A 24,408-nucleotide genomic window follows, 5' to 3' on the forward strand; every position below is an offset into this window, starting at 1 on the left:
TCAGATACGAAGAAGGCCCGGATTCCACTCAGGAGGAGCGGAATCCGGGCCTTGCTCGTATGGCTTACGCCTCGGCGGTCTCCGCCTCAGGCGCCGCTTCTGCAGCAGGTGCGGCCTCAGCGGCAGCATCGTCGAGAACGGGCTCGAGCGACAGCTTGCCACGGTCGTCGATCTTCGTGATCTTCACGAGGATCTTCTGACCGACCGAGAGCACGTCGTCGACGTTCTCGACACGCTTGCCACCGGCGAGCTTGCGCACCTCGGTGACGTGCAGCAGTCCGTCCTTGCCGGGCAGCAGCGAGATGAAGGCGCCGAACGAGGCGATCTTCACGACGGTGCCGAGGAACTGCTCGCCGACCTCAGGGTTGGTGGGGTTGGCGATCGCGTTGACCTGTGCACGAGCGGCCTCTGCCGAAGGTCCGTCGGTGGCGCCGATGTAGACGGTGCCGTCCTCCTCGATGGAGATCTGCGCGCCGGTCTCGTCCTGGATCGCGTTGATCGTCTTGCCCTTCGGGCCGATCAGCTCGCCGATCTTGTCGACCGGGATCTGCACGCTGATGACGCGAGGCGCGGTGGGCGCCATCTCGTCAGGAGCGTCGATCGCCGCGTTCAGCACGCCGAGGATCGTCAGACGCGCGTCGCGGGCCTGCGTCAGCGCGCCGGTGAGCACGTCGGACGGCAGTCCGTCGAGCTTCGTGTCGAGCTGGATCGCGGTGATGAACTCGCTGGTGCCTGCGACCTTGAAGTCCATGTCGCCGAGGGCGTCTTCTGCGCCGAGGATGTCGGTCAGCGCGGCGTAGCGCGTCTGTCCGTCGACCTCGTCGGAGACGAGACCCATGGCGATGCCTGCGACAGGTGCGCGCAGCGGCACACCGGCGTTGAGCAGCGACAGCGTCGAGGCGCAGACGGAACCCATCGACGTCGAACCGTTCGAGCTGAGTGCCTCGGACACCTGCCGGATGGCGTAGGGGAACTCTTCGCGGCTGGGCAGCACAGGAGCGAGCGCACGCTCGGCGAGGAAGCCGTGTCCGATCTCACGACGCTTCGGCGAACCGACACGACCGGTCTCGCCGGTCGAGTAGGGCGGGAAGTTGTAGTGATGCATGTAGCGCTTGCTCGTCGTCGGGGACAGCGAGTCGATCTGCTGCTCCATCTTGAGCATGTTCAACGTGGTGACGCCCATGATCTGGGTCTCGCCGCGCTGGAAGATCGCCGAACCGTGAACGCGCGGGATGACCTGCACCTCTGCGTCCAGCGGGCGGATGTCAGCCAGTCCACGGCCGTCCATGCGGACGCCCTCGGACAGCACACGACCGCGAACGATCTTCTTCGTCAGCGACTTGTACGCGCCCGAGACCTCGCCGGCGGCGGATGCCGGGAGCGTGCCTGCCTCGATCGCAGCTGCGACCTCGGCCTTGACGCGGTCCTTGACCTCGTCATCGGCGCTCTGACGCTCGATCTTGTCGGCGATCAGGTAGACCTTCTCGAGATCAGCGGTCGCAGACGCGGCGATGAAGTCGTAGGTGCCCTGCTCGTACGCCGGGAAGACCGGGTAGACCCCAGGGGCCTTCGAGGAGTGCGAAGCCATCTCGGCCTGCGCCTCGACGAGCTGCTTCAGGAACGGCTTGGCGGCCTCGAGGCCACCGGCGACGACCTCTTCGTTCGGCTTGACTGCGCCGCCCTTGATGAGGTTCCAGCTGTTCTCCGTGGCCTCGGCCTCGACCATCATGATCGCGACGTCTTCTGAACCGTCGGACTTCTTGACGACGCGACCGGCGACCATCAGGTCGAACACGGCCTCTTCGACCTGAGCCTGGTTCGGGAACGCGACCCACTGGTCGGCGTTCTCGCCCTGACCCGGGATGAGCGCGAGGCGCACACCGGCGATGGGCCCCGAGAACGGCAGGCCCGAGATCTGGGTCGACGCGGAGGCCGCGTTGATGGCGAGTGCGTCGTAGTACTCGCCAGGAGCGATCGACAGCACGGTGATGACGACCTGGACCTCGTTGCGGAGACCATCGACGAACGACGGGCGAAGCGGACGGTCGATCAGGCGGCACACCAGGATCGCCTCGGTCGATGGGCGACCCTCACGACGGAAGAACGAACCGGGGATCTTGCCTGCTGCGTACGAGCGCTCTTCGACGTCGACGGTCAGCGGGAAGAAGTCGAATCCTTCGCGCGGGTGCTTGCCCGCGCTGGTGGCGGAGAGAATCATCGTCTCTCCGTCGAGGTAAGCCGCAACCGAACCCTGTGCCTGCTGAGCGAGGCGGCCGGTTTCGAAGCGGATGGTACGGGTGCCGAAGCGGCCGTTGTCAAGAACGGCCTCGGCGGCAGTGATTTCAGGACCTTCCAAGAGGTCTCTCCTTCTTTGTTTAGACTCGTCCGTCCGTGTGACGGGCGAGATCATACGTCAGCGCGCACAATTCGGCGCGCGAACTGCACACAGCAGTCCCGCTCCAGCCTACCAGCGCATGCGGATTTCGCCGATGACCTGGGCGCCTCAGCTGACTTCGACGCTGCGCATCGCCGAGGAGCGGCCGATGTAGACATAATCGTCGTGCCTGGCGACACGCCCATCCCCGGCGACTCTGCCACGCAGACGCCGCCACACCCACGGCAATGCGTGGTGCTGCCACCATGCAGCACGGGTCGTCGCATCGACGTCATGCAGCACCTGATCCAGTGCTCCAAGGGTGTCGGCGTGCGGCACACCGAGCATCTCGCCGGCCTGATACGCCAGGAAGCGGTGTCCACGACTGCTGAGGTGCACGAGGTCTTCGCCCCAGTTCGGTCTGGATGACAGCACGGGGTGCAGATCCGTGTCGAGAAGCATCGCCCCCGTGCGCTGGGCGACCGCGGCCAGACGGCTGGAGAACTCGGAGAAACGCCCTGTGAACAATCGGGCCGCCCGCCGATCAGGCAGGAACGGCGTGACGAGCAGCACATCCACTCCATCCTCGCGGAGCGTGCGCACCACCTGCTCGAGTTGCGCGGCGAGCGCTGCGACATCCGTATGAGATTTCACGAGGTCGTTCGCGCCGATCAGGATCGACACGAGATCCGGCCGCAGCTCGCGCGCCCTGGTGAGCTGCTCCCCCCACACATCACGCACACGCCGGGAGCGGACGGCGAGGTTCGCATAGTGGAGGCCGCCGCGGGCGGCGAGCAGCAGCGCGAGTCGATCGGCCCAGCCCCGCAGTGCACCATCGGGTGCAGGGTCGCACAGCCCTTCGGTCAGCGAGTCACCGAGCGCGACGTAGCGCTGCCAGCGTCGCCCTTGCACAGGGACTGCGGGTTCCGGCCTACGGATGCGGGCGCGTCGCAGCTGCCGGTCGAGACCGTGCAGTTCACGTGCCTCATCGAAATGTCCGATCAACTGGTCGCATACCGCCTGCCAGCTGCGCCCCTCGACGGCAGCACGTCCGGCGACGCCGAAGGCCCGACGCTTGCGACCGTCGCCGGCGAGGTCGGCGACCCGCATGCGAAGATCAGCCAGGTCTCCAGGGCGATACAGCCACCCGTCGATCCCCATCCGCACGAGATCGAGGGGACCGCCCCTCCCCGTCGCGACGATCGGCACTCCGCTGGCATGCGCCTCCTGCAGCGTCTGCCCGAACGTCTCGCTCTCTCCGGGGTGCACGAAGATGTCGAAGGAGGCCATGGCCCTGGCCAGAGCGTCGCCGTCGAGGTGCCCGAGGAAAACAGCATCCGGCATCTCGGTCTGAAGTCGCATCTTCGACGGCCCGTCACCGACGATGACGAGGCGAATGCCCGGCATCCGATGCAGCACGCGAAGATCCTCGACCTGCTTCTCGGCCGCGAGCCGGCCGACATATCCGACGATGACCTCGCCCGCCGCGCGTCGCTGCCAGTTCTCGTCGCGCAGCTCGGGATGGAAGCGCTCGGCATCCACCCCGCGACCCCAGCGACGGATCCGGTCCACACCGAGGTCGACCAGCTGGCGCTCCGACTCGGTCGATGGCGCGAGTGTGAGGGTCGCCCGACGATGCAGTCGGACGATGTGATTGCGTGCGAACGTCGTGGTCGCGGGAAGTCGATAGCGTTCCGTGTACGCGGCGATGTCGGTCTGATAGGCGGCGACGACCGGTATGCCACGGCTGGACGCCGCCAATGCTCCGCGCCATCCCAGTGCGAACGGCGAGGCCAGATGCACCACATCAGGACGGAACCGCGCGAGCGACGTCGCGACGCGGTGGGTGGTGGCGGCGCCGACTCTCACGTTTCGGTAGCCGGGCAACGCCAGACTCGTCACCGGCTCGATGGGTGCGCCATGCACCTGGGTGGGGATGCCGACGGCATCCGGAGCGATCACATGGGCGTCGTGGCCCGAGCGTTCGAGGTGGCGCAGGATCTGCAGCACAGATCCCGTCACGCCGTTCATGTGCGGCAGGAATGACTCGGTCACGATTGCGACTCTCACGATCTCAGGATGACGCCGGAGAACGGGCGCATCGGACACCGGCGGGCGGTGCAGCCGAGTGTTCACCTGTTGCACGACTGTCCTTCACCGGCTGTCCCCGATTCGGTTCCCGTTCACCTTCTGGCGTCACAGTGGGAGCGTGATTGCGGACGTGCTGGCGGATGCTGTGTCAGGGCCGTGGGCCCTCCTCGTGATGGCGCTCCTCGTCTTCGGTGATGCGTTCCTCGTGCTCGTCCCTGGCGAGATCGCCGTGACGGCGATGGGTGCACTGTCCACGTCGACCGGTGCGCCGCCGCTGTGGGCGGTGATCGTGTCTGCCGCCGCGGCAGCCGCGTGCGGCGATCTGCTCTGTTACGGGATCGGGCGTTGGGTCGGGATCGATCGGTGGCGCTGGATGCGTGCAGAACGTCTGCAGCGCGCGCAGCACTGGGCACGTGGACGACTCGAGGCAGGTACGGCCGTGGTGTTGTTCACGGCGCGCTTCATCCCGTTCGCTCGTCTCGCGATCAACCTCGTCGCCGGCGCCACCCGTATCCCGATCGTCCGCTACATCGGTCTCGTCGCGCTCGCAGCCACAGGATGGGCCATCTACCAGGCTGCAATCGGCGCGCTGTTCGCGGCGATGATCCCAGACGCCCCCATCGTGTCCGTGCTGGTGTCTGTGGTCGTCGCCATCGGGCTCGGAGCTCTGATCGATCTCGTGATCCGCAGGCGCGCCCGCCGGCGAAAGCCTGTCGCAGCGAACGTGACGTCCGACTAGGCTGGCGTGATGAGCACCGAAGAAGGCGCAGCCTCCCCGTCCGAGGAGATGAAGCGCAAGTTCAAGGAAGCGCTCGAGAAGAAGAACGCACATCACCGCGACGGTGAATCGCATCTGGACGGCGACTCCGCCGTCCACGCGGCGAATGCTCCGCAGACGCGACGTGAGTTCCGACGCAAGAGCGGATGACCACGAATGCGGGCCGCCCCGGAAGGGGCGGCCCGCATCTCATTCGACCGGCTATTCTCCCGCGAGTCCACCGAGCAGATGGCCGAAGGAACGCCCCTCGCCCAGGTAGTTCGCCGGATCGAACGGGTCGCTCGAAGTCACGGCATCCTTTCGTGCCATGGCATCTGCGAGTTCGCGAGCCCCTTTCTCCACCCGCTTCGCCAGTGGAGCGACATCGTCTCCTGCGCCGCCCCAGTCGCTGGACGCCGCGAACACACCAGTGGACACGGCCTCGGCGTGCAGGTAGGCGAACAGCGGCCGGATCGCATAATCGATGGCCAGCGAATGCCGCGGTGTGCCGGCGTTCGCACCGATCAGCACCGGCTTACCCGTGAGCGCATCCGGATCCAGCACGTCGATGAACGACTTGAAGAGTCCCGAGTAGCTCGTGGAGAAGATCGGCGTCACCGCGATCAGCGCATCCGCGGAATACACCGAGTTGAGCGCTGATTCGAGCGCTGAAGGCGCGAACCCCGTGAGCAAATTGTTCGTGATGTCGTGTGCGAGGTCACGAAGCTCGATCATGTCGACGGTCGCCTCGATCTCCCGCTCGGCGAGCTGCTTCACCGTCTCCGCAGCCAGCCTGTCGGCCAGCATCCGAGTCGAGGACGGGTTAGAGAGTCCAGCCGAGATGACGGCGATACGTCGTTCGGTCATGATCATGCCTCCTTCCGGCCGAGGCCGAACGCGGAACCGGCGGGCGCAGGGGTGTCCTGATAGGGAGATCCGACGGTGAGGTTGTCGCCACGGTTCGCGCCGGGTCGAGCTTCCCGCGTGGGTCCGTCACCGTACACGGCCTTCACGCGGGCGGCGTGGGTGGGCGCATCCGGAACGTCCGCCGGGCGGTTCTTCGCCATCTCCTTTCGGAGCACCGGCACGACCTCACCACCGAGGATGTCGAGCTGCTCGAGCACGACGTTCAACGGCAGCCCGGCGTGGTCGATGAGGAACAGCTGACGCTGGTAGTCGCCGAACGTGTCGCGCATGGCGGCGTAGCGGTCGATGACCTGCTGCGGCGACCCTACGGTCAACGGCGTCATCTCGGTGAAGTCCTCCATGCTCGGTCCGTGGCCGTACACCGGCGCATTGTCGAAGTACGGACGGAACTCGTTCACGGCATCCTGTGACTTGGCGCGCATGAACACCTGCCCGCCGAGACCCACGATCGCCTGCTCTGGCGCACCGTGCCCATAATGCGCGAAGCGCTGGCGGTACAGCTCGATGAGACGCTGGTAGTGCTCCTTCGGCCAGAAGATGTTGTTGGCGAAGAAGCCGTCACCGTAGTAGGCGGCCTGCTCGGCGATCTCCGGGGTGCGGATCGAGCCGTGCCAGACGAACGGCGCAACGCCGTCCAGCGGGCGGGGCGTCGAGGTGAAGCCCTGCAGCGGGGTGCGGAACTTCCCTTCCCAATCGACGACGTCCTCATGCCAGAGCTTGTGCAGCAGTGCGTAGTTCTCGATTGCGAGAGGGAGCCCCTGTCGGATGTCCTTGCCGAACCACGGGTAGACAGGACCGGTGTTGCCGCGCCCGAGCATGATGTCGGTGCGACCGTCCGAGATGTGCTGCAGCATCGCGAAGTCTTCGGCGATCTTCACCGGGTCGTTCGTGGTGATCAGGGTCGTGGAGGTCGACAGGATGATGCGCTCGGTCTGTGCGGCGATCGCGGCGAGCGTGGTCGACGGAGACGACGACCAGAACGGCGGGTTGTGGTGCTCGCCGACGGCGTACACGTCAAGGCCCACCTCTTCGGCGTGACGTGCGATCGTGATCGCATCCTTGATCTTCTGACCTTCGCTCGGCGTCTCTCCCGTGACGGGGTTCTGCGTGACGTCGCTGACGGTGAAGAGTCCGAACTGGATGCCTGAGGTTTCGGCCTGCTCGCTCATGATGTGCTCCGGGTTCTCGAGGCGGATGCTGTTGGCATGTCGCTTCTATTCAAATGCATGTATATGTGACAACGCAACCCACGCCACTTTATTCCCGACCTGCCGAGTGGCGGCCGGTAGCCTCAGAAGATGAGCACTGCCCCACAGACGCCGACTGGCCCGATCACCGGGGGCATCGCACGGCCTCGCAGACGCGTGCCGTTCTGGGACAACGCCCGCTACGCCTGCATCGTGCTGGTCGTGCTCGGACATGCCATACAGCGTCTCACCTACGACTCCAGTATCGCGATGGCGCTCTATCTGGCCTTCTACGCGTTCCACATGCCGGCATTCGCGATCATCGCGGGCTACTTCTCGAAGTCGGCGCCGCCGACGCGGAAGCAGATGGCGCGTGTGATCACCGACATCCTCGTGCCGTACGTGATCTTCGAACTGCTCTGGACGCTGACGAAGTGGCTGGTGGAAGGGCAGGCTGAGCCGAACCTCACGCAGCCGTCGTGGACGCTGTGGTTCCTGCTCGCCCTGGGCATCTTCCGCCTGGTGCTGCCGTATCTCGCGCTGTTGCGCTGGCCGCTGCTGTGGAGCGTGCTGATCTCTGTCGGTGCGGGCTATCTCAGCAACGTCGACAGCACCTTCTCGCTTTCGCGCACCATGGGCTTCCTGCCCTTCTTCGTGCTGGGGTGGTGGCTGCGGGAGCATGACCTGGTCAACAGGTTCCGTCTGATCGATTTCCGTCCGTGGTGGCTGCGCGCGGCCGCGGTGCTCATATTCGCAGCTGACGCATTCGTCGCGTGGAACTGGGTCGATCTGTGGGAGAGCATGAATCTCGACAAGTGGTTCTTCTACAACGACACCTACGTGGATCTCGGCGGTGATGAGTGGTGGTCCGGCGGCATCCGACTGTTCCTGATCGTGATCGGACTGCTGTTGAGTGCGGCATTCTTCGTACTGATCCCTCGGCGCAAGCAGTGGTGGACGAAGTTCGGCCAGTACACGATGTACGTCTATCTGCTGCACTCGTTCGTGCTGTACCCGTTCCGCGAGTCCGGCATCCTCCGCGACGCCGAGCCGACCTGGATCTGGCTGCCGACTGTGATCGTCCTGTCCGTGGTGATCGCCGTCGTACTCGCCACTCGACCTGTCCGCTGGGTGTTCCGCCCGCTAGTCGAGCCCAGGGCGCGGTGGCTATTCTCGGATGCAGGGCTGATGTCGGACACCTCACGGCGAGATGACCCCACCGGGTCGCGCAGGACCACGGAGCGTTGACCAGCCGGACGGTGGCGCTGTGCGAGGAGCGGCCGCTCAGGCCACCCGGATACGACGAGTTACGCGCACGAGATACCAGGCGAGCGTGACGAGCAGCAACAGCTCGGCGACGATGTATCCGTAGTGCAGCCACGACTCCCCCGGGTCGCCGCCTGCGATGATCACGTCGCTCCGGGCCGCCAGTGCGGGGCGGAGGGCGAAAGACTCGATCGCCATGATGATCCACATCGCACCGATCAGCATCCATCCACTCTTGCTCTCCCGCGGACGCGCCTGCGCGATCAGCGTGAGAATCACCAGGATCATCCAGCCTGCGACCGATAACGCGATGAAGATCAGCCGTCCGATGCCGAGCCCGAGTGGCGTCGTGATTCCGGGTGCCTGGAACTTCAGCGGTGTCTCGATGAAGCTCAGACCGATGATGATCCCGATCCAGACGGCGGGTAGGACGATACGCAGCGAAATCCACAGGCGAGACATGCCTCCACGCTACCGGCGGTAACTCTTCGCAATACACGACGCCGGTCGCGAGAACCCGCCGTACGCTCGTGTCATGGCTGCACTGAACCTCCCCGTCCTCGACCTCTCCCAGCTCGACGACGGCCCAGAGGCCGCTGCGAAGTTCCGCAGTGAGCTCGCCACGGCTGCGCACGACGTCGGGTTCTTCTATCTGACCGGCACCGGTATCGACCCCGCGCTCTTCCGCCGGTTGCAGAAGGCGGCCCGAGACTTCTTCGCCCTGCCCGAGGATCAGAAGCTCGCCATCGAGAACCTGCACAGCGCTCAGTTCCGCGGCTACACCCGCATCGGCGGTGAGCTCACTCAGGGCAAGGTCGACTGGCGCGAGCAGATCGACATCGGGCCAGAACGCGAGCCCGTCTCCGGCGGCCCGGCGTTCAACCGCCTCATCGGCCCGAACCTATGGCCGCAGGCGCAGCCCGAGCTGCGCGAAGTCGCCGAATCATGGCGCGAGCACCTCACCGCGATCTCTCGCAGGCTCCTGCGCAGCTGGGCGGAGGCTCTCGGCGCTGAGCCGACTCACTTCGACGCCGACTTCGGCGACCCCGCGAGCCTGCTGAAGATCGTGCGCTATCCCGGCACCGATGCGCCGGAGCCGCAGCAAGGCGTCGGTGCGCACAAGGACTCCGGCGTGCTCACCCTCCTCTGGGTCGAGCCGGGTAAGGGCGGCCTGCAGGTCGAACGCGACGGCGCATGGGTGGATGCGCCGCCCGTCGACGACGCCTTCATCGTGAACATCGGCGAGATGCTCGAGTACGCCACCGGGGGCTACCTCAAGGCGACGAACCACCGGGTGATCTCTCCCCAGGCCCCTGCGGACCGCATCTCGGTGCCGTTCTTCTTCAGCCCGGCCCTCGATGCGAAGCTTCCGCTGATCGAACTGCCCGCGGAGCTCGCCGCTGAAGCACAGGGCGTGACCGAGGACCCCGACAATCCGATCCACAGTCTGTACGGCGAGAACGCCCTCAAGTCACGACTGCGTGCACACCCGGACGTCGCGGCGATTCACCACTCAGACCTCGTAGGGACATCCGCCTGATCTGGCGGGCGACGTATACTTCGGCCAGGAGGTCGGATGCCGTTGCCCTTCTTCACCGTCGGTCACTCGAATCGCACCATCGAGGAGTTCATCGACATCCTGCTGACCGCGAACGTTGAACTCGTGGTCGACGTGCGCAGGCTTCCCGGCTCGCGCAGCAACCCCCAGTTCGACGAGGACGCATTGCGCGCATCGCTGGCAGCGACAGGGATCGGAACGGCTCGCATCTCGGCTCTCACCGGCCGACGACCGGTCTCGCATGATGTGCCCTTTGAGACCAACGCACTCTGGCGCAATCGCAGCTTCCACAACTACGCGGACCATGCGCTGTCCGAGCCGTTCCGCGAGGGACTGGCAGAGCTCCGCCGGTCGGGTCAGGAGAAGCGCGTTGCCGTGATGTGCTCCGAGGCTGTCTGGTGGCGCTGCCACCGACGCATGATCGCAGACCATCTGCTCGCACACGGAGAACGAGTCATTCATCTCATGGGCTCCGGCCGGACGCAGCCTGCGGAGCCCACCGCCGGCGCCGTCGTCGATGACCACCAGGCGGTCCGCTATCCCGCGGCCGTTCAGGAGTGATGCGGCTGGCCGCCGAACTCCACGATCTCCTGCAGCGCCCGCAGATGCGCGGTGAATGCCCGCTCGCCTTTCGCGGTGGAACGGACCCAGGTGCGGGGGCGGCTTCCGACGTCACCTCGACGCGTCGAAACGTATCCGGTCACGTGCAGGTGCGAGATCGATTTGCTCAACGCCGAATCACCGACCTGGAGTATCTCCGCCAGGGTCGCGAAGTCCAGCTCGTTCCCATCGAGAAGCGCCGCCATCAGCGAGAAGCGGATGGGACTGGCGAAATTATCGTCGAGGCGCAGACGCGGATGTCTCTCACCCATCGCGCCCGTCCAGGAATGCGCTGCCCACACTGAGCCCGAACGCGAAAGCAGCAGCGACCGGACCGAGTCCGAGCACGGACGTCGCCCCGAGAACCTGAATCGGCAGAATGGCCGCGATGATCGCGCCGGACGTCGCGAAAGCCGTCCATTGGGGCCAGGCCCACAGTGCTCCGAGCGCAGGCATGCGCTCCGTGACACGGGCAGCGATCCACCATCCCAGGTAACCGAGCATCAGCAGCATGCCGAAGAACGGCCGCAGCAGCTCATCACCGACCGAGAGAACCCATATCCCCGCAGCCAGCACTGCTCCGGTCACCACCGTGGCCACGCGCGCACCGAACGTTAACGGGATCCGCTCGACGGGCTCGGCAGTGGCGGACGAAGCACGGAGGCTAAGCAGCGCCGCTGAACCGAGAATGAGCAGGATCAGCGCGCCAGGCACCAGCTTCACGACGAATGGGATCTCCGCCCCGGTGATGCCGGATAAGAAGGCGGCGGCAAGCACCATGACGAGGACGACGCAGAGCACGATCGCGATCGCGACGCTCCATCGCCGGCCGCCGTGGCCGATGACCCCGTACCCCTCACGACGTTTATTGGCGAGCTGCATCCAGATGAGATACACACCGACGAAGACGATGAACGACGACGGCACGGCGGCCGAGCCGGCGCTGATCACGATGATGGTGACGTACACAGACAGGACCGCGGCATCCACCAGGCCGAGCCGTGCTGCCCCGCGCCAGTCCACGCGCGCCTCACGGCGTGAGCGGACGGCTGTGACCTCGTCGAGATACGCCTGGGCGATCTCGGCGTTCGGGGCGGGTAGCGGCGCTGCACCCTCGACCAGTCGCCGTTCCATTGCACCTCCACGCGGGCTTTCCACTTGGAAAGCTCGTCTGCTGATGGCAAGCTATGCGCTTTCCCGCAGGAAAGCAACCATCTCCACCGCTTCAGCGCTTTCGCCGATGTGACGCCCGATTCACTTCTTTCGCGAAACGAAGGCCTTGATGCCACCCTTGCTAGGGGTTGTGGCGCTCTCCGTTTACCCATATGTAAACGGCCAATCACATTGGCCAGTTACACGAAGAGGTGTCTGCATGCTAGAAGTAAACCGTCGCACAGTCTTGACACTCGGCGCAGCGCTCGGGCTGACGAGCGTTGTCGCTCCCACCGCAGCCTGGTCGTGGTCGCCGGCGCGCTCCGTGCTCGGATCCGGGGATGGCGTCGATCCCCAGTGGGTCTGGGACGACGACCTCGACCGCATCATCGCCGATGCCATCACGAATGGCCACGTTCCTGCGATCAACACCGCCATCGGCAACTGGGTCGACAACAACGATCGGTTGCCCGCGGGCTGCCGGCCGAACTCGCAGCCTTCCTCCAGCAGTCGACCAGGCTGCCGGCCTGGGCAGACATGAACAAACTCCGCCTCGCGGCCGATTTCAACCGTCGCCGCGATCTGTACCTGTTCATGATCTACGGCGTCGGCGGGGGCATCATGAGTACCGTCATCCCGCGTGAGGCGAAGTCCGTGTATTGGTCCAAGGGCGGCGCAGACATGCAGGACCGCGCTGCGAAGACGTTCACGTTCGGATACGACCTCACGGATGCCAACGCGTTCGAGCCGGACGGCCAGATGATCGTCACCGGCAACAAGACGCGCATGGTGCACTCGGCGGTGCGTCACCTGCTCCCTCAGTCGCCGTATTGGAAGGCCGTCGCGGACGAGACGATTCCCATCAGCAACATGGACATCCTCGTGACCTTCCACAGCACCGGAACCTTCGCTCACAAGAAGATGAAGGAGTGGGGCATCCGCATGTCTGCGGCGGAAGAAGAGGCGTTCCTGCACCACTGGCAGGTCGCGCTGCACCTGCTGGGCGTGCAAGATCAGTACATCCCGGCGACCTGGGCTGATGCGCACGCCCAATCCGACCAGGTCCTGACTCCCATCCTCAACCCAACGATGGAGGGCAAGGCTCTTGCCGAAGTGCTGCTCGGCCTGACCGCACAGATCGATCTCGGCGTCACGCGCGGCTTCCTGAACGAGGTCGTCCGCTACCAGCTCGGAAACGACATCGGTGACTGGCTCGGGCTCAAGCGGGACTACATCTCCGCGGCCACGATCAGGAACGGGTGGCCGCTGTACATCAAGTTCCGCGAAGGGTTCCTACCGATCGCACCGGTGTCCACGGCGATCTTCGACAAGCTCATCAAAGGCATCGCCATGGCGTTCCTCAACAAGGGCGAGTCAGGCAAGACCACGCCCATCACTCTCCCGGACGGCAACCGCCCGAGCGTCCGAGCCGCATCCCCGCGCGGGCGACGCCTGGTGGTCGTGAGACACCACGATCAGAATCGTGTCTCAGGCGGGAACGTGGCCCTGACAGAAACGACGAAGGCCGTCCCACACCTGGGACGGCCTTCGGAAGAAGTGCGATATTACGCTGGTGCGCTGCCTTAGCGGCGAAGCCCAAGCTTCTCGATCAGCGAGCGGTAACGCGCGATGTCGATGTCCTGGAGGTAGCCGAGCAGACGACGGCGCTGACCGACGAGCAGGAACAGCCCACGACGCGAGTGGTGGTCGTGCTTGTGCTCCTTGAGGTGCTCAGTGAGGTCCTTGATGCGCTGCGTCAGCATCGCGACCTGCACCTCGGGGGATCCGGTGTCACCGGGGTGCGTCGCGTACTCTTCGATGATCGCCTTCTTGACGTCTGATTCCAGTGCCATAGATTCGATCCCCTTTCACTCATTGCGCGGCGCCCGGCACCTGATGTGCGAGCTCTCTTTATCCGCGGCCGATCAAACGGCAACCTGTAGAGTCTACCAGCCCGGGCGCCCGGTCCGGGACCCTCGCTGACCGCGACGCCGCCGTGAGCCGATAACCTCGACACGTGCTGATCATCGTGCGGGCGAGTTCCGAATACGAGTGGGAACCGCTGCGCGGGGTCGACGCGTGAGCGGCGGTGCCCGCGGGGCACTCATCGACCTCCGCCCCTTCCGCGCCAGCGGTGCGTTCACGCGGATGTGGGTCGGCTCGACGCTCGCCGGGCTGGGCGGTCAGCTCACCATCGTCACCGTGATGCTGCACGTGTTCGAACTCACAGGGAGCACCTTCGCCGTATCGATGGTCGCCGTCGCGGGCCTCGTCCCGATGATCCTCGCCGGTCTGTACGGCGGGATGCTCGCCGACGCGTTCGATCGCCGCAAGGTCGCGCTCATAGCGGCGGTCATCACGTTCGTCTCGACGCTGCTGCTCGCCGTGCTCACCTGGGGACAGTTGGAGACGATCTGGTGGCTGTACGCGTTGAGCATGATCAACTCCGCCGCGAACTCGGTCGGCATGGCGACGAGAACGGCGATCGTCCCGCGGCTCATCCCCCGCGACCTCCTCGCCGCCGCCTCCGCATTGAACGGCATCACGATCGGCGTCATGGTGATGGTCGGTCCGGCACTCGCCGGCGTCCTCGTCGCCCTCACCGGCTACGGCTGGACGTACACCATCGACGTCGTGCTCATGCTCGCGATGTTCCTCGGACTGTGGAGCCTTCCGCCGCTTCGGCCGGAAGGAACCGTCGTCCGCCCCGGATGGGAATCCCTGGTCGATGGTTGGCGGTTCCTCACGCGTGCGGCCAATATACGGATGCAATATCTGGTCGACATCGTCGCGATGACGTTCGGGCAACCACTCGCACTGTTCCCCGCGCTGGGCACCGTCCTCCTCGGAGGCGGCGCAGTGACCACCGGCGCGCTGACCGCGGCAGTGGCCGCGGGCACGTTCCTCTCCAGCCTGTTCTCGGGGCGCATCGTCCTCTACCGCTGGCACGGCCGCGGTATCGAAAGGGCGGTTCAGGCGTACGGCGCGGCGATCCTGCTCTTCGGCGTCGTGCTCCTGCTCGGCGTATGGATGCCCGGTGCTGACGAGAGCCATGCCAACATCGCCCTCATCGCCGCAGCATGCGGAGCATTGGCGCTCTCGGGCGCTGCGGACAACATCAGCTCGATCTACCGCAACACCATGATGCAGGCTTCGGTGCCTGACGCCATTCGCGGGAGATTGCAGGGCATCTTCATCATCGTCGTCGCCGGCGGTCCTCGTCTGGGCGCTCTCTACGCCGGCACGCTCGCGACCCTCACGACGCTCTGGTTCCCTCCGCTGCTCGGCGGACTGATCGTGATCGCTCTGGTCGGCGTCCTGGTGCGCCTCACCCCCGGATTCCGCACGTACGACGCAGAAAACCCCGAGCCCTGAACGGACCCGGGGCTTTCCTGAGACAGATCAGTCCTGCTGCAGCGCACCCTGCAGATCGAGGTTGATCGTGATGTCCTTGCCGACCAGGACGCCGCCGGTCTCCAGCGCCGCGTTCCATGTCAGACCGAAGTCCTCACGGTTGACAGTGGTCGTCGCGGAAGCGCCCGCCTTGTAGTTGCCGTACGGGTCGGTGCCGAACCCACCGAAGTCGAACGCGAAGCTCACCGGCTTGGTGATACCGCGGATGGTCAGGTCGCCATCGATGAAGAAGTCACCCGACTCGACGCGCGCGCCGGTGGAGACGAACTCCATGGTCGGGTAGTTCTCCGCGTCGAAGAAGTCAGCCGAACGAAGGTGTCCGTCACGGCCGTCGTCGTTCGTGTCGAGGGAGGTCACGTCCACGCTCGCCTCGACTTTCGCGTCCAACGGGTTCTCCGGGGCGATCAGCGTTGCGCTCTTCATGCCGAAGGTGCCGCGCACCTTCGAGATCATCATGTGGCGGACGCTGAAGGTGACCTCGCTGTGAGCGGGGTCCAGAACCCAGGTGCCTGCGCGGTAGCCGGGGATGTCGATCGTGGTCATGTGAATGAGCTCCTTTGAGGTTCGGGGTGTCTCTTGACGTACCTCGAGTGGAAACTCATATGCAGGCGCATATATTCCGGCAGCGCGAGAAAAAAGGAAGGTCCTCATCCCGACTCGGGACGAGGACCTTCTGATTCACGACGCGGATCAGCCGACGGCGACCAGATCGATGATGAAGATGAGGGTCTTTCCCGAAAGGAAGTGACCGGAGCCGGCAGGACCGTAAGCGAGGTGCGGGGGAACGATCAGCTCACGACGGCCACCGATCTTCATGCCGGGGATACCGTCCTGCCAGCCCTGGATGAGTCCACGAAGCGGGAACTGAATGGTCTCACCTCGACCCCAGGAGGAGTCGAATTCCTCGCCGGAATCGTACTCGACACCGGCGTAATGCACAGTCACGGTGTCGCCGGGCTTGGCCGCGGCGCCGTCGCCTTCGATGATGTCTCTGGTGACGAGCTCTGCAGGAGCAGGAGCAGTGGGGGCGTCGAACTCGGGCTTTGTGCGATCAGTCATGACTCCATACAACCCGAGCCTCCGGACAGGGTCAATGCGACGGCACCTGCCCACAGCGAACACCTCGAATCGTCCACGACCGACGCCCGCTCGTAGGGTATTGACACGACGGCGATCCCGGGTGCAGTCTGAACACAGATCAACTCAGCGCCCGGTAGACATGCAGGCATCGCCGCAGCACCGGGCGCTGAGTCTTGCTGGGAGCAAGGTTGAGCGGCGAAGTGAGTCGAAACCTCTCTTCCGCCGCGCGCCGGCTCAGTACGCCAGAAGAGCTGCACGCGTCGCGCGCGTACGAGTGAGCAGAGCCCGCTCGTCATCGGCCGCGAGGGCGTCGCGACCGAGGATCGCCCGTTGCCGTACGGCGGCGAGAGCGGCGGCATCCCTGATGAAGGTCTTCATCAGGGGCCTGCGATCGCCCCGCAGGCTCGCCGCCCACTTCATGCCGACCTTTCGCCCGGCGGGAGTCGCGAGCATCGTGATCTCCTCCGGCGTGAACCATCCGGCCGCGGCGTAATCGCCCAGTCTCTCCCTGGTGACGCGGGCCTCCTCTTTGCGCAGCGCGACGATCGCGAGGATGAAACCGATGAAAAGGGGAATCTGAAGAGTGATGTAGAGCGCGAAGAAGTCGGCGAACATGGCCGACCCGTTCCAGAATCCGTGCAGGATCATGGCGCCCAGCAGCCCCAGCAGGCCGGCTCCCAGCACGGCGCCAGTGGAGGCGCTGCGACGCGCCGCAAGCCCCATGGCGAAGCCGGTGAGCGCCGTGAACATGGCGTGCGCGAAAGGCGAGAGCAGCCCGCGCATCACGAACGTGGCCGTGAGCTGTTCGCCACCGCCTTCGATGAGGCTGATCGCGAAATACTGGATGTTCTCGGTGAAGGCGAACCCGGCCCCGACCAGAGCCCCGTAGACGATGCCGTCGATCGGCCCGTCGAATGCACGTCGCCCGATGACGAAGATGATGAAGATTCCGAGACCTTTGGCGATCTCCTCGACGATCGGCGCCTGGATCACTGCGCTGAGGACCTCTGAACGCAGACCGACCATGAGCGTGATGCCGATGTCGACGAGCAGCGTCAGCCCGACCGCGGCCACCCCGCCCCACGCGATCGCGAAGACGATGAGCGGCTTCGGCTCGGGCTCCCAGCGATCGATGATGTAGACACCGAAGAACACGATCGCCAGCGGGATGAGCGCCAGGGCGAGACCCATCCCCGACGCCACCGCGCCGAGCGCCCAGACGAAGTAGCCGATCAGAGCGACGAGCGCGAAGCCCAGCACACCGAAGAGCCAGATCGAAACGGTCCTGCCCTTCTTGGAGGGCACGGGAAGCATGGGCAGCGCCCCGGCCGGAGCGGGTGCCGCCGGCGCGGGAGGCGAGTAGTGCGTCGGCTGCGCCAGTGCGGACGCGTACACCGGTCGCTGGCTGAACTGCGTCGGCGTGTACGGCGACTGCGCGTACTGCTGCTGCGAGTACTGGGGCTGCTGAGCCGGGGGCGGCGTGTACTGCGGCTCTGACGGTCCTCCGAATGACATAGCCAAAGCCTAGAGGTACCCTCACTCTGCTCCCAACGCGCGGGCGGTAGCGTAGGAGACATGCGTTTCGCCCATCTGCGTCGGCCAGACTCCCCCGATGCCCACCTCGCAGTGATCCAGGATGCCGAGGCAGTTCTGGTCTCCGATCTGATCGACCCGGCTCCGCTCACCCTTCAGGAGCTCATCGACGGTGGTGATCACGCCCTCGACGCGCTGCGCACTGCGCTCGACGAACGCACTCCTCCTCGCCATCCTCTTACCGGCTTCGACTTCGCATCCGCAGTGCTGAATCCTCCCGTGATCCTCGCCATCGGGCTGAACTACGCCGCCCACTCCAGCGAGCTCGGTCTGAAGACCGACAGCGCGCCGACCGTCTTCACGCTCTGGCCGAACTCCCTGACATCGCACGAGGCGACGACGGGGTGGCCGCGCACACTGAGCGAATCCGTCGACTACGAGGCCGAGCTCGGCGTGCTGATCGGCCGACCGGCGAAGGACGTCGCAGAGGCCGATGCCCTCGACCACGTCTGGGGATACACCGTCGTCAATGACATCACGGCTCGCGACATCCAGTTCTCCGAGGCGCAGTGGTCCCGATGCAAATCCTTCGACGGATTCACTCCGACGGGCCCGTTCGTCGTCACGGCGGATGAGATCGCCGACCCGCAGGACCTGCACATCTGGACCGTCGTGGACGGCCACACCGTGCAGGATGCCACGACCGGTCAGATGGTCAGGTCTGTCGCGACGCTGATCGCGCATCTGTCGCAGTCGATCACCCTGCAGCCCGGCACGTTGATCTCCACCGGCAGCCCGGGTGGCGCCGGCTACTCGCGCGAGCCGCAGATCTTCCTGCGCGACCGTTCAACGGTCACCGTCGGCATCGACGGCATCGGCGAGCTCACGACGCACTGCCGCATCTACGACTGAGCCTTCGACAGGCTCAGGGACCGGTTCCCGAGAAAGCAGGGAACGGTCGCCGAGGAATCCGGCGTCGAAGAGTCAGATCTCGATCAGACCCTCCGGCGGGATGACGGTGATCGCGGCGGTGACAGCCTCGAGCCCGGACAGCCGAGCCGGTGAGAGCTGCTTCATGACCTCTTCGCGTGACATCAGGCCTGCCTCCACGACGAGGTCGGCCACGTTGCGATTGGTGAGCAGCGCCGTCTTCGCGAGGGCGGCCGCAGCGGCGTAGCCGATGAACGGCGTGAGCGCGGTGATGACGCCGACGGAGGCGCCGACCATCGCTCCGAGTCGGTCGGTGTTGGCCGTGATGCCGTCGACGCAGTTGACGCGCAGGGTCCACATCGCCTGGCGCATCCAGGTGATCGACTGGAAGATCGAGTGCGCGATGACCGGCTCGAAGGCGTTGAGCTGCAGCTGTCCTGCTTCCACTGCCATCGTGACGGTCATATCCGCGCCGACCACGGCGAATGCCACCTGATTCACGACCTCGGGGATCACCGGGTTCACCTTGCCAGGCATGATGCTCGAACCGGCCTGCTTGGCAGGAAGATTGATCTCGCCGAGACCGGCCTGCGGGCCCGAGGACAGCAGTCGCAGATCGTTGCAGATCTTCGAGAGCTTGATGGCGTTGCGCTTGAGCGACGAGGAGAACGACATGAACGCCCCGGTGTCGCTCGTGGATTCGACCAGGTCGGTCGCCGTCTCGAGATCCAGCGCCGTGATCTCCCGCAGATGTTTCAGCACCGCAGGCGCATATTCGGCATGGGTGGTGATCCCGGTACCGATCGCGGTGGCGCCCATGTTGATCTCGAACATCAGCGATGCGTTCTCGGTCAGACGACTGTGGTCTTCGCCGAGGGTCGTCGCGAAGCCGTGGAACTCCTGCCCGAGCGTCATCGGCACGGCATCCTGCAGCTGCGTGCGCCCCACCTTGAGGATGTCGTGGAAATCGACAGCCTTGCTGAGGAAGGATCTGCGGAGCAGGTCGAGCTCTTCGAGCAGCGCTCGCAACGTCAACGAGAGTCCGATCTTGACCGCCGTCGGATACACGTCGTTGGTGGATTGGCTGCGGTTGGTGTGGTCGATCGGAGACAGGAACGCGTAATCGCCCTTCTCGCGCCCTGCGGCCTCCAGCGCGATGTTGGTGATCACCTCGTTCGCATTCATGTTTGTCGAGGTGCCTGCGCCGCCCTGGATGACGCCGACGGTGAACTGATCGTGGAACTCGCCGTCGATCACGCGCTGCGCGGCCTCGTCGATGAGGTCCGCCCTCATCGCGTCGAGCGCACCGATCTCCTTGTTCGCCCTGGCGCTGGCCTGCTTGACCATGGCGAGAGCACGGATGAGATCCGGATACACCGAGATCGGACGCTTCGTGATCGGGAAATTAGCGTCGGCACGGGCAGTGTGGATACCCCAGTACGCGTCGACGGGGATCTCCATGCTCCCGAGCGAGTCGGTCTCAGTGCGTGTGAGTGAGGGCGCGGCAGAAGCCATGTCACATCCTTGTGGGTCGTGGCGGATCAGTACGAGGGATGCCTTCAGTCTATGCCGCCGGCATCCTCGACCGGAGTCGAGAGCGCCCGTGGCGAAGGCGTCAATGCCCGATGATGATCACCAGGATGCCGCCGACCACGGCGATCGCGCAGAGGGCGAAGCACCCGTATGCGCCGAACAGCGCGATGCGCTTCTGCACGTCGGTGAGCGGACTCTTCTTCGCAGCCTTCGCTGCCTGCTTCGCAGCGCGCTGCGCTTCCTTCTCACTGATCACGGTGATCGCATCCGTGAATTCCACTGGGCTCACCACTGGCGCGTGGCCCGCACGGACCAGCAATCGCAATCCGAGTGCATAGAAGGTCACGATGGCGGTCGCTCCGATGAGCGCGGCGGCGAACACCTGCACGAACGCGAGCCAATCGATCGCGACGCTCATTTCGCGGCACCCTTCTTCGCGGCCTTGGACTTCGCCTTGGCATCGGCCTTCGCCTTGGCTCGGGCCTTTGCCTCGGCTCGGGCTTCTTCGATCCGCTGCTGACGCCGCGTGGGAGGGGGCATGTCGGGCAGTTCGACGACGTGCCCGGACTCCGCGACATCGCTCATGGCGTTCTCAGCCGTCACCGCGTTACGGCGCGAACGCAGGAACAGTCCGACGATGACGACGAGAGCGAGAACAGCATCGATCGCCACTCCCCAGTTGCCGAGCCAGACCACGAGCAGCGCTGCCAGTGCACCGACCGCTGCGGCGGCAGGCAGCGTCAGCAGCCATCCGATGCCGATCCGTCCGGCCGTCCGCCAGCGTACGGTCGAGCCTCGCCGACCGAGGCCGGAGCCGATCACAGATCCGGAGGCGACCTGCGTGGTCGAGAGCGCGAAACCGAGCGCGCTGGATGCGAGGATCGTCGCTGCTGTCGAGCTCTCCGCTGCGAAGCCCTGTGCGGGCTTGACATCGGTGAGGCCCTTGCCCAGCGTGCGGATGATACGCCAGCCGCCGAGGTAGGTGCCGAGCGCGATCGTGAACGCACAGGCGAAGATGACCCAGAAGTAGGGGTCCGACTGCTCTGAGCTCTGCCAGCCGACCGTGATGAGCGCGAGGGTGATGACGCCCATCGTCTTCTGCGCGTCATTGGTGCCGTGGGCGAGCGCGACGAGTGATGACGTGAAGATCTGTCCCCAGCGGAAGCCGTCGCGTCCGTCTGGCTTGTTGTCGTAGCGGCGAGTGATCGAATAGGCGATCTTGGTCGCGATGAACGCGATGATGCCGGCGGTTATCGGGGCGATGAGTGCCGGAAGGACGATCTTGGAGAGCACCATTCCGAAGTCGATACCGCCGAGGCCGACGCCGACGAGGGTCGCTCCGATGAGTCCGCCGAACAGCGCGTGCGAGGAACTCGAAGGCAGTCCGAGCAGCCAGGTGAGCATGTTCCAGGTGATCGCGCCGATGAGACCGGCGAAGATCACAGACAGGAAGAGCTCAGCGCCTGAGTCTCTGATCGCGTCCTCGTTGATGATGCCGTGCGAGACCGTCTTGGACACCTCGGTGGACAGGAACGCTCCGATGAGGTTGAGTCCCGCGGCGAGAAGCACGGCGGTCTTCGGCTTGAGTGCACCGGTCGCGATGGGCGTCGCCATCGCATTCGCGGTGTCGTGAAAGCCGTTCGTGAAGTCGAAGAAGAGCGCCAGCACGATGACCAGCACGACGATGAGGGCTGCGGTTTCCACCGTTCGCTTTCGTTTGAGTGAAAGGAAGAGAGCTGCCGACGTGATCGGCGTGACGAACGAAGAGTTCACCGTGGGTTTGACTTCCGTTAACCGGCCCCGATAAATCCTCGCACCCTGCTCGGCTCCGGTCAACTCGACCTGGGCTAGCGTTGAACGGTGACCAACGCCCCCATCGCAGCCCGCCGCTCCCACGTCCGCGTACATCACGGCGACACCTTCGAGGATCCGTACGAGTGGCTCCGTGAGAAGGACTCCCCCGAAGTCATCGCGCATCTCGAGGCGGAGAACGCACACACCGACAGTGAGACCGCACACCTCGAAGAACTGCGCGAGACGCTGTTCCAGGAGATAAAGGGCCGCGTGCAGGAGACGGATCTGTCAGTGCCGACGCGCAAGGGCGACTGGTGGTACTACAGCCGCAGCGAGGAGGGCGCCCAGTACGGCATCCAATGCCGCGCCGTGGCAGAAGACGACGACTGGACTCCCCCAGTGCTCGAGCCAGGGGTGCCCGTTCCCGGCGAGCAGATTCTGCTTGACGGAAACGTCGAGGCCGAGGGGCACGAGTTCTTCTCCCTCGGATCCTTCGACACCTCGGATGACGCGACCAGAATGCTCTGGGCGCCGGATTACGAGGGCGATGAGCTTTACACGATCAAGGTACGCGACCTCGTCACCGGTGAGACGCTCGCCGACGAGATCCCGAAGACCGGTGGCGGCTTCTTCACTCCGGACGGAACCGGCATCATCTACACGACGCGTGACGATGCATGGCGTCCGGACACACTGTGGCTGCACGTGATCGGCACGGCCGTCGAGGACGATGTGAAGCTCTTCCATGAGGCCGACGAGCGATTCTGGCTGGGCGCCGGAATCACTCGCAGTCGACGCTACCTCGTGATCGGGGTGGGCTCGAGCATCACCAGCGAGGAGTACCTCGTCGACCTGCAGGGAGAGATCACCGCACAGCCGCGGCTCGTGTGGCCGCGCACCGAGGGTGTCGAGTACTCGCTGGAGCACGCCGTGATCGACGGAGAGGATCGTCTGCTGATCCTGCACAATCAGGATGCCGTCGACTTCGAACTCGTCTCGGTCGCAGCGGATGACCCGCAGGGCGCGCGCCGCGTCGTCATGGCACACGAAGCGGGACGACGCATCCTCGGCGTCGACTGCTTCCGCGACTTCGCCGTCGTCGGCTACCGCAGCGAGGGCCTCGAGCGGATCGGGATGCTGGACTACGCCGACGACCGTGTCGAGGAACTCGGCTTCGATGAGCCGCTCTTCTCCGCATGGCCGGCAGGCAATCCGGAATGGCACTCACCTTTCCTGCGGTTGGGATACACCTCGTTCATCACACCGAGCACGGTCTACGATCTCGATCTTGCGACTCGCGAACTGGTGCTGCGCAAACGCCAGCCTGTACTCGGCGGGTATTCGGCCGATGAGTACGGCCAGGAGCGAGCATGGGCGCCAGCGGACGACGGCACGCAGGTGCCGATCTCGTTGGTCTGGAAGAAGTCGTTCGGAGCGCCAGGAGAAGGGATCCGCCCTGTGCACCTGTACGGGTACGGGTCGTACGAGCATTCGATAGACCCCGGCTTCTCCGTCGCCAGACTGTCTGAACTCGACCGCGGCGTGATCTTCGCGGTCGCGCATGTGCGCGGCGGTGGCGAGATGGGCCGCACCTGGTACGACGACGGGAAGATGCTCAACAAGCGCAACTCGTTCACCGACTTCGTGGCCTGCGCAGAGCACCTCATCGCTGAAGGCGTCACGTCGCCGGAGCAGATGGTCGCCGAGGGCGGCAGCGCAGGTGGGCTGCTGATGGGTGCGGTCGCCAACATCGCTCCTTCGCGGTTCGCCGGCATCCTGGCATCCGTCCCGTTCGTCGACGCGCTCACCAGCATTCTCGACCCCTCCCTCCCCCTGACCGTGATCGAGTGGGATGAATGGGGTGATCCGCTGCACGACGCCGAGGTGTACGCCTACATGAAGTCGTACACGCCGTACGAGAATGTGCAGGACGGCGTCGACTATCCGCGCATTCTCGCGATGACCTCACTCAACGACACCCGCGTGCTGTACGTGGAGCCCGCGAAATGGGTCGCGCGCCTTCGAGAAGCAGGTGCCGACGACGTCCTGCTGAAGTGCGAGATGGCCGCAGGGCACGGTGGCGTGAGCGGTCGATACAACGCATGGAAGGAACGTGCCTTCGAACTCGCCTGGATGCTCGACACACTCGGTCTCGAGAAGGTGGGCTCCGCCGTCTGATCAGGACCCTCGCAGATCCGGCGTCTAACATGGC

Annotated in this window: 24 protein-coding genes; 10 read left to right on the forward strand and 14 right to left on the reverse strand. The window is 65.2% G+C overall.

From position 1 onward, the window contains the following. Positions 1-64: 64 nt before the first annotated feature. On the reverse strand, positions 65-2,356 hold the full coding sequence (locus ACP7AR_RS05735; RefSeq protein WP_426183642.1) for a polyribonucleotide nucleotidyltransferase: 2,292 nt from the start codon (positions 2,354-2,356) through the stop codon (positions 65-67). Positions 2,357-2,503: 147 nt separating this feature from the next. Continuing rightward, positions 2,504-4,429, reverse strand: coding sequence for a GDSL-type esterase/lipase family protein (locus ACP7AR_RS05740; RefSeq protein WP_426183644.1), 1,926 nt, complete (start codon positions 4,427-4,429; stop codon positions 2,504-2,506). A gap of 154 nt (positions 4,430-4,583) precedes the next feature. Here ACP7AR_RS05740 and ACP7AR_RS05745 point away from each other — a divergent pair, with 154 nt between their 5' ends. Together ACP7AR_RS05745 and ACP7AR_RS05750 are read left to right on the forward strand one after the other, a co-directional pair. Further along, a complete protein-coding gene (locus ACP7AR_RS05745) occupies positions 4,584-5,204 on the forward strand; it encodes a DedA family protein (protein ID WP_426183646.1) in 621 nt (206 codons plus the stop codon). 9 nt (positions 5,205-5,213) lie between these two features. Further along, positions 5,214-5,393, forward strand: coding sequence for a DUF5302 domain-containing protein (locus ACP7AR_RS05750; protein ID WP_426183648.1), 180 nt, complete (start codon positions 5,214-5,216; stop codon positions 5,391-5,393). A gap of 51 nt (positions 5,394-5,444) precedes the next feature. On the opposite strand, the gene ACP7AR_RS05755 is transcribed toward ACP7AR_RS05750, so the two are convergent. Together ACP7AR_RS05755 and ACP7AR_RS05760 are read right to left on the reverse strand one after the other, a co-directional pair. After that, positions 5,445-6,089 carry an FMN reductase gene (locus ACP7AR_RS05755; protein ID WP_426183650.1) on the reverse strand — a complete coding sequence of 215 codons (645 nt, stop codon included), beginning with the start codon at positions 6,087-6,089 and terminating at the stop codon, positions 5,445-5,447. A gap of 2 nt (positions 6,090-6,091) precedes the next feature. Beyond that, positions 6,092-7,318 (reverse strand): LLM class flavin-dependent oxidoreductase, encoded by a 1,227-nt coding sequence (locus ACP7AR_RS05760; protein WP_426183651.1) that lies wholly within the window; start codon positions 7,316-7,318, stop codon positions 6,092-6,094. A gap of 129 nt (positions 7,319-7,447) precedes the next feature. Here ACP7AR_RS05760 and ACP7AR_RS05765 point away from each other — a divergent pair, with 129 nt between their 5' ends. Then, on the forward strand, positions 7,448-8,584 hold the full coding sequence (locus ACP7AR_RS05765) for an acyltransferase family protein (protein ID WP_426183653.1): 1,137 nt from the start codon (positions 7,448-7,450) through the stop codon (positions 8,582-8,584). Positions 8,585-8,620: 36 nt separating this feature from the next. On the opposite strand, the gene ACP7AR_RS05770 is transcribed toward ACP7AR_RS05765, so the two are convergent. Further along, on the reverse strand, positions 8,621-9,064 hold the full coding sequence (locus ACP7AR_RS05770) for a hypothetical protein (protein ID WP_426183654.1): 444 nt from the start codon (positions 9,062-9,064) through the stop codon (positions 8,621-8,623). A 73-nt stretch (positions 9,065-9,137) separates the two neighbouring features. Here ACP7AR_RS05770 and ACP7AR_RS05775 point away from each other — a divergent pair, with 73 nt between their 5' ends. Both ACP7AR_RS05775 and ACP7AR_RS05780 read left to right on the forward strand, forming a co-directional pair. After that, a complete protein-coding gene (locus ACP7AR_RS05775) occupies positions 9,138-10,142 on the forward strand; it encodes an isopenicillin N synthase family dioxygenase (RefSeq protein WP_426183655.1) in 1,005 nt (334 codons plus the stop codon). 36 nt (positions 10,143-10,178) lie between these two features. Continuing rightward, entirely contained in the window at positions 10,179-10,721 is a 543-nt protein-coding gene (locus ACP7AR_RS05780) for a DUF488 family protein (RefSeq protein WP_426183656.1), read from the forward strand. On the opposite strand, the gene ACP7AR_RS05785 is transcribed toward ACP7AR_RS05780, so the two are convergent. Both ACP7AR_RS05785 and ACP7AR_RS05790 read right to left on the reverse strand, forming a co-directional pair. Then, entirely contained in the window at positions 10,712-11,032 is a 321-nt protein-coding gene (locus ACP7AR_RS05785) for a transcriptional regulator (protein ID WP_426183658.1), read from the reverse strand. The two genes, ACP7AR_RS05780 and ACP7AR_RS05785, sit on opposite strands and share 10 nt — an antisense overlap. Further along, the gene (locus ACP7AR_RS05790; protein WP_426183660.1) at positions 11,025-11,894 is read right to left on the reverse strand and encodes a hypothetical protein; all 870 of its coding nucleotides are present in this window, start codon (positions 11,892-11,894) and stop codon (positions 11,025-11,027) included. Before ACP7AR_RS05790 ends, ACP7AR_RS05785 begins: the two co-directional genes overlap by 8 nt. A 238-nt stretch (positions 11,895-12,132) precedes the next feature. Between ACP7AR_RS05790 and ACP7AR_RS05795 the strand changes: the two genes are divergently transcribed. Next, entirely contained in the window at positions 12,133-12,453 is a 321-nt protein-coding gene (locus ACP7AR_RS05795) for a hypothetical protein (protein ID WP_426183662.1), read from the forward strand. After that, positions 12,450-13,499, forward strand: coding sequence for an oxygenase MpaB family protein (locus ACP7AR_RS05800; protein ID WP_426183664.1), 1,050 nt, complete (start codon positions 12,450-12,452; stop codon positions 13,497-13,499). Before ACP7AR_RS05795 ends, ACP7AR_RS05800 begins: the two co-directional genes overlap by 4 nt. Here the strand turns inward: ACP7AR_RS05800 and rpsO are convergent. Beyond that, positions 13,496-13,765, reverse strand: a complete 270-nt coding sequence (gene rpsO, locus ACP7AR_RS05805) for a 30S ribosomal protein S15 (protein WP_426183665.1) — start codon at positions 13,763-13,765, stop codon at positions 13,496-13,498. The two genes, ACP7AR_RS05800 and rpsO, sit on opposite strands and share 4 nt — an antisense overlap. Before the next feature lie 226 nt (positions 13,766-13,991). Here rpsO and ACP7AR_RS05810 point away from each other — a divergent pair, with 226 nt between their 5' ends. Continuing rightward, on the forward strand, positions 13,992-15,287 hold the full coding sequence (locus tag ACP7AR_RS05810; RefSeq protein WP_426183667.1) for an MFS transporter: 1,296 nt from the start codon (positions 13,992-13,994) through the stop codon (positions 15,285-15,287). Positions 15,288-15,314: 27 nt separating this feature from the next. Here the strand turns inward: ACP7AR_RS05810 and ACP7AR_RS05815 are convergent, their stop codons facing one another. The 3 genes from ACP7AR_RS05815 to ACP7AR_RS05825 form a co-directional block, all read right to left on the reverse strand. Continuing rightward, entirely contained in the window at positions 15,315-15,869 is a 555-nt protein-coding gene (locus tag ACP7AR_RS05815; RefSeq protein WP_426183669.1) for a YceI family protein, read from the reverse strand. A 147-nt stretch (positions 15,870-16,016) separates the two neighbouring features. Further along, positions 16,017-16,385, reverse strand: a complete 369-nt coding sequence (locus ACP7AR_RS05820; RefSeq protein ID WP_033104619.1) for an FKBP-type peptidyl-prolyl cis-trans isomerase — start codon at positions 16,383-16,385, stop codon at positions 16,017-16,019. Positions 16,386-16,640: 255 nt separating this feature from the next. Continuing rightward, complete coding sequence (locus ACP7AR_RS05825) at positions 16,641-17,921, reverse strand: PrsW family intramembrane metalloprotease (protein WP_426183670.1); 1,281 nt, start codon at positions 17,919-17,921, stop codon at positions 16,641-16,643. Positions 17,922-17,981: 60 nt separating this feature from the next. Here ACP7AR_RS05825 and ACP7AR_RS05830 point away from each other — a divergent pair, with 60 nt between their 5' ends. Continuing rightward, positions 17,982-18,851 (forward strand): fumarylacetoacetate hydrolase family protein, encoded by an 870-nt coding sequence (locus tag ACP7AR_RS05830; RefSeq protein WP_426183672.1) that lies wholly within the window; start codon positions 17,982-17,984, stop codon positions 18,849-18,851. Positions 18,852-18,923: 72 nt separating this feature from the next. Here ACP7AR_RS05830 and ACP7AR_RS05835 read toward each other — a convergent pair whose 3' ends face one another. The 3 genes from ACP7AR_RS05835 to ACP7AR_RS05845 all read right to left on the reverse strand — a co-directional run bounded on the left by ACP7AR_RS05835 (position 18,924) and on the right by ACP7AR_RS05845 (position 22,106). Then, a complete protein-coding gene (locus ACP7AR_RS05835; protein ID WP_426183674.1) occupies positions 18,924-20,384 on the reverse strand; it encodes an aspartate ammonia-lyase in 1,461 nt (486 codons plus the stop codon). Between the two features lie 100 nt (positions 20,385-20,484). After that, positions 20,485-20,820 carry a peptidase gene (locus ACP7AR_RS05840; RefSeq protein ID WP_426183676.1) on the reverse strand — a complete coding sequence of 112 codons (336 nt, stop codon included), beginning with the start codon at positions 20,818-20,820 and terminating at the stop codon, positions 20,485-20,487. Then, positions 20,817-22,106: an anion permease gene (locus ACP7AR_RS05845; RefSeq protein WP_426183678.1), complete on the reverse strand. Its 1,290-nt coding sequence runs from the start codon at positions 22,104-22,106 to the stop codon at positions 20,817-20,819. Before ACP7AR_RS05845 ends, ACP7AR_RS05840 begins: the two co-directional genes overlap by 4 nt. 156 nt (positions 22,107-22,262) lie before the next feature. Here ACP7AR_RS05845 and ACP7AR_RS05850 point away from each other — a divergent pair, with 156 nt between their 5' ends. Next, positions 22,263-24,374 (forward strand): S9 family peptidase, encoded by a 2,112-nt coding sequence (locus ACP7AR_RS05850; RefSeq protein WP_426183680.1) that lies wholly within the window; start codon positions 22,263-22,265, stop codon positions 24,372-24,374. The last annotated feature ends 34 nt before the right edge of the window (positions 24,375-24,408 follow it).

The sequence above is a fragment of the Microbacterium sp. TWP3-1-2b2 genome, assembly GCF_049896145.1.
GTDB lineage: Bacteria > Actinomycetota > Actinomycetes > Actinomycetales > Microbacteriaceae > Microbacterium.